This window comes from Segeticoccus rhizosphaerae (genome assembly GCF_009192725.1).
Lineage (GTDB): Bacteria > Actinomycetota > Actinomycetes > Actinomycetales > Dermatophilaceae > Segeticoccus > Segeticoccus rhizosphaerae.
The window spans coordinates 1-4,936 of sequence record NZ_VOHR01000277.1 but is presented as its reverse complement, the minus strand read 5'-3'; the positions used below and the strand labels follow the sequence as shown (position 1 = coordinate 4,936).

Here is a 4,936-nt window from a genome sequence, read left to right as displayed (position 1 = left end):
CTGGCCACCGCGGAGGGTGCGCCGGAGCAGTCCACGAAGGCGTCGACGACCAGCCCCGCCGGTATGCCGTCACGCGCGTCGAGGACGCGGGTCGCGCCGAACCGGGTGGCCGCCTCGAGCCGCCGCGAGTCGACGTCCGACACGACGATCTCGCTCGCCCCCCTGGCCCGTGCCACCTGGGCAACCACCAGACCCACGGGGCCCGCGCCGCTGATCAGCACCCTTGAGCCGGCGCCGACCCGGGCCTTGCGGTTGGCCCAGACCCCCACCGAGAGCGGTTCGATGAGGCCAGCGGCGTCGTCCGAGAGCTGGTCGGGCACGGCATACGCGAAGTCCTCGGCGATGGTGACGTATTCGGCGAAGGCGCCGTCCACGGGTGGCGTGGCGAAGAAGACCACGTCGGGGCAGAGGTTGTAGCGTCCGGCGCGGCACTGGACGCAGTGGCGGCAGGGCACCCCGGGCTCGAGCGATACTCGCTGCCCGACCCGAGAGACGTCGACCCCTTCGCCAACGCCGGCGATCCGGCCGCCGGCCTCGTGGCCCAGCACGAGCGGGCCGCGGACGACGTGGTCGCCGATCCGGCCGTGCTCGTAGTAGTGGACGTCCGACCCGCACACCCCGACGGAGCCGACCCGGACCAGGACCTCGCCCGGCCCGGGCTGCGGTGTCGGCCGCTCCTCGACCGCCACGTCGCGGATCCCGCGCAGGACGCTCACCCGCATCGTGTCGGGCACGCTCACGTCATTCACCGGTGACCGCCCCCAGGGTCAACCCGGTGACCAGCCAGCGCCGCACCGCCAGGCCGGCGAGCACCATCGGGAGCACCACGATGGTGCCGATCGCGGTGAGCTGACCCCAGTCGATACCGGTCTGCGTCACCAGCTGGCTGGCTGCGATGGGCAGGGTCTGCGAGCTCGGCCCGGCGAACACGGTGGCGAACGCGTAGTCGTTCCAGGCAAACACGAGGCAGAGCACTCCGGTGGTCACCAGCCCCGCCTTGCACAGCGGCAGGATGACGTACCAGAAGGCCTGCCACCTGGTGCACCCGGCGACCAGCGCCGACTCCTCGATGGACGGGGGAACGTCGGCGAAGAAGGCACTCATCAACCAGATCGCGAAGGGCAGGTTGAAGGTCATGTAGGCGAGGATCAACCCCGGCAGGGTGTCAATCAGGCCGGCCACCCGGAACATGAGGAAGAGCGGCAGGACCACGGCGGCGATCGGGGCCATCCGCGTGGAGATGATCCAGAACGACAGGTGGTGCTTGCCCCGCATCGCCGAGCGTGAGAGTCCGTAGCCGGCGAGGGTGCCCAGGACGAGCGACAGCAGAGCGGCGACGCCGGCGGCGATGATGCTGTGCACGAGGTAGGGCGTCAGGTCGTTGGCGCCGCTGAACAGGTGCTTGTAGTTGTCCATCGTGGGCGCGAAGAACCACTTCGGGTCGCTGGACGTGACGTCGGCGCTGTTCTTGAAGGAACCGAGCACCATCCAGACGAGCGGCACCAGCGTCCACAGCAGGACCACGACGATGACGACCGCGGTGCTGAGGTTGCCGACTGTCCTGCTGCTGCGCGCCTTCTCGACGTCTCGCCGCGGCGGACCCCCGTCTTGCGTCCCCGCCGTGTCCGTGGCCGTGGTTTCGGTGGTCATCGGGTCAGCCCCTTCGCCGTGAGGATCCGGACGAACGCCTGCGAGATGGCGATCGTGACCGCCAGCATCATCAACCCGATCGCCGCCGCGTAGCCGAGGTCGAAGAACCGGAAGGCGGTCTCGAACAGGCGGATCGGGATGGTCTTGGTGGCGTCGGCCGGTCCACCGTTGGTGGTCACGAAGATGATGTCGAAGTAGCGGACCGCGTCCATCGCCCGGATCAGGAGCGCCACCAGGAGGATTCCCGAGATCGAGGGCAGCACGATGTGCCGCAGGGACTTCCAGTAACCGGCTCCGTCGAGCGACGCGGCCTCGAGGATCGAGGGGTTGACGCCGGAGAGGCCGGCCAGGGTGATCAACGCGATCAGCGGGGTCCACTCCCAGACGTCCATGAGCACCACCGCCGCGAACGCGCTCGTCGGGCTGCCGAGGATGTCGGCGTCCCAGCCGAGGGAGTGCAGGATCGACGAGTAGAGGCCGAAAGTCGAGTCGGTGAGGTAGCGCCCGAGCAGTCCCACGATGACCGGCGCGACGAACATCGGCAGCAGCACCAGGGACAGGAGCAGTCCACGGCCCTTGACCACGCGGTGCAAGGCGATCGCGATGCCGATGCCCAACACCATCTCGATGCCGAGGGTGAGCACGAGGAAGACGGCGGTGCGGAACCAGCTCGACCACATGTCCGGGTCGGTCAGGACCCGGGTCCAGTTGTCGACACCGACCCACTCGAGCCGCACGCCACCGAGCAACCGCACCCGGCTGAAACTCATCACGATCAGGGCGATGAACGGCAGGATCGACAACAGGGCCAGCAGGACGACGCCCGGGGTCATCAGTTTGCCGGTGAAGGTGAACCGGCTCTTGCGCCGGGGTGGGCGCGGAGGTCGCGACGCCTGCCGCGCCGGAGTCCGTTCGGCTGTGACGCTCACGCGAACCACCCTCTCGAGACGACCCGGTCGAACTTGTCGGCCGTGTCGACCATGGCCTCCTTGGGTGACTGCTGACCGGCGATCATCTTGGACAACGAGGTGAAGATCGCGGTGTCGCACTCGTTCCACATCGGGATCTTCGGCCGGAGCCCGATGTGGTCCTTCTCCCACGCCTTGCTCACCGCTGGACCGGTCAGCATGTTGGGCAGGGCACTGGGCCGGTGCTCGGCCTTCTTGACCTCGGGCAACTCGTAGACCGAGGTGCGCGTCGGGGTCCCACCGCCGGCCTTGCTCTTGAGGTTGGCCAGCTGGGTCTTCGGCGAGGTCGCCCAGTTGACGAACAGCCAGGCCGCGCCACGGGCAGCGCCCGTGCTGTTGGCGGCTATCCCGATGCCGGTGCCACCGTAGATGTCGGAGGACCGGGCGGGTCCCTTGGGCAGCGGCGCGTAGCCGATCTTGCCAGGCAGCACCTGCTCGTTGCTGGCCGCGAACTCGTGCCAGTTGGGGCACATCGCGATCTCCTTGGCGCGCAGGGCTGCTCCGACACCGTCCCAGTCCCAGGTCCGCGAGCCGGGGTGAGCGACCTTCAGCAGGTCGCCGTAGAAGGCCGCCGCCTCGATCGCCGTGTCCTCGCGCAGCCGCGAGGCGCCCGGATCGGTGGTGCCCAGCAGGCCGGCCTTCTGTCCTCCCTCGAAGTAGTCGCCGCCGTAGCTCCACAGGACGTTGCTGAAGTCGCACTGCAGCGAGTCGTGCTGCTTGGCCTGCTGGCCGGTGCCGTACTTGACCTCGTCGACGTGGTCGTTGAACCAGGCCGCGATCTTGCGGTACTCCTCCCAGGTGCGGTCCGCACCGGGAGTCGGGTCGAAGCCGAGGTCGTTCGACATGGGGTCGTGGTACTTCTCGAAGAGGTCGGCGCGGTACTGCCAGATCATCGTGGGGCAGTCGTAAGGCAGCGCATAGATCGGCCCGTCCGCCCGCTCGAAGCGTCCTGCCGCATCCATCTGGGTCGGGATGAAGTCCTCCACCCCGCCCTCGAGCTCGGGGTAGCTGTCGTCCTCGATGAACTCGCGCAGGTCGGCCAGCCCGCCGGCATACGGTGCCAGCACCTGGTAGGGGTCGGCGTAGATGACCTGGTACTGCGCGTCGCCGGAGGCCATGTCCAGCGCCACACGCTGGACCAGTGCCGACAGCTCCAGGTTGACGATCTGCACGCGGATGCCGGTGAGGTCGGTGAACGGCTTGAGGTTCGCGGCGATCGCCGCGGTGGGCGCAGTGTTCTCGGAGATGAAGTTGATCGTCGTCCCCGCGAACCGGCGCCATGGATCGGAGCCCTGTGCCAGGGGCGGGACCGGCGCCTCCTCTTTGCCGCACGCCCCGAGGAGGGCCGCGCCGGCCAGCGCCCCGGCGCCCCAGGCGCCGGCGCGCAGCACCTCACGACGAGTGGGTCCCCGCGAGAGGTCGAGGCGGTCGAGTCGCTTCGGCATGGGCAGGCTCCCTCGGGTGAGGCGGGCGGCGGCGGGGGCCGGCGACGGGGCCGACCTCCTCCTGCGGTGCCGGACAACTTCCCACACATTTTGTGTGAGATCAAGGGTCGGTCTTCGACAATTCGTGTGTCGAGCTACAGCACCTCGACGCAGTGGGCGTCGTCACGCGAGTTCTTTCGAGGCCCGAGTGGACTTGCCGCCGAGACGAACCGGCAGACTTCGTCCATGAGCTCACCGACAGATCGCGTCGCAGGAGTCGACTCCTCCACCCAGTCGTGCAAGGTCGTCACGGTCGATCCCTCCACCGGCCGGGTGCTGTCCCTCGACCAGGCGCCACACCCGGACGGGACGGAGATCGACCCGCAGCTGTGGTGGGAGGCGTTGCAGCGGGTCTCGGACGAGGTGCCGACGGCCAGTGCCGTCGCGGTCGCCGGCCAGCAGCACGGCCTCGTGACGCTCGATGCGCAGGGCAACACCGTGCGGCCGGCGCTGCTGTGGAACGACGTGCGCAGCGCGCCCCAGGCGCGGGCGCTCACCGAACAGCTGGGTCGTGACGCCTGGGTGGAGGCCGTCGGCTCGGTGCCGATCCCCTCGATCACGGTCACCAAGCTGGCGTGGATGCGCGAGCGCGAGCCCGAGCTGGCCGACCGGGTCGCTCAGGTGCTGCTGCCCCACGACTGGCTCACCTGGCGGTTGCTCGGGTCCCCCGAGGCCACGACCACCGACCGCAGCGAGGCCTCCGGCACGGGCTACTGGTCGGCCACCACGGGCGACTACCGGATGGACCTGCTCGAGCTCGCGTTCGGGCGCACCGTCGGTGTCCCCCGCGTCCTGGCACCGTCGGAGCCGGCCGGCCGCACCGCGCGCGGCACC

At 69.4% G+C, this 4,936-nt stretch carries 5 protein-coding genes; 1 reads left to right on the top strand and 4 read right to left on the bottom strand.

What is annotated here, in order from left to right; genetic code table 11:
• The 4 genes from FRW57_RS17115 to FRW57_RS17100 form a co-directional block, all read right to left on the bottom strand.
• Positions 1–740: alcohol dehydrogenase catalytic domain-containing protein (locus FRW57_RS17115; RefSeq protein ID WP_420853264.1), on the bottom strand; the 740-nt coding region annotated here is incomplete at its 3' end.
• A gap of 1 nt (position 741) precedes the next feature.
• A complete protein-coding gene (locus FRW57_RS17110) occupies positions 742–1,650 on the bottom strand; it encodes a carbohydrate ABC transporter permease (protein ID WP_137122549.1) in 909 nt (302 codons plus the stop codon).
• Positions 1,647–2,579 carry a carbohydrate ABC transporter permease gene (locus FRW57_RS17105; protein WP_202911625.1) on the bottom strand — a complete coding sequence of 311 codons (933 nt, stop codon included), beginning with the start codon at positions 2,577–2,579 and terminating at the stop codon, positions 1,647–1,649. The genes FRW57_RS17110 and FRW57_RS17105 overlap by 4 nt, the downstream gene beginning before the upstream one ends.
• The gene (locus FRW57_RS17100) at positions 2,576–4,063 is read right to left on the bottom strand and encodes an extracellular solute-binding protein (protein WP_137122550.1); all 1,488 of its coding nucleotides are present in this window, start codon (positions 4,061–4,063) and stop codon (positions 2,576–2,578) included. The genes FRW57_RS17105 and FRW57_RS17100 overlap by 4 nt, the downstream gene beginning before the upstream one ends.
• Before the next feature lie 225 nt (positions 4,064–4,288).
• Between FRW57_RS17100 and FRW57_RS17095 the strand changes: the two genes are divergently transcribed.
• On the top strand, positions 4,289–4,936 hold a 648-nt coding region (locus FRW57_RS17095; RefSeq protein WP_275263170.1), incomplete at its 3' end, for an FGGY family carbohydrate kinase.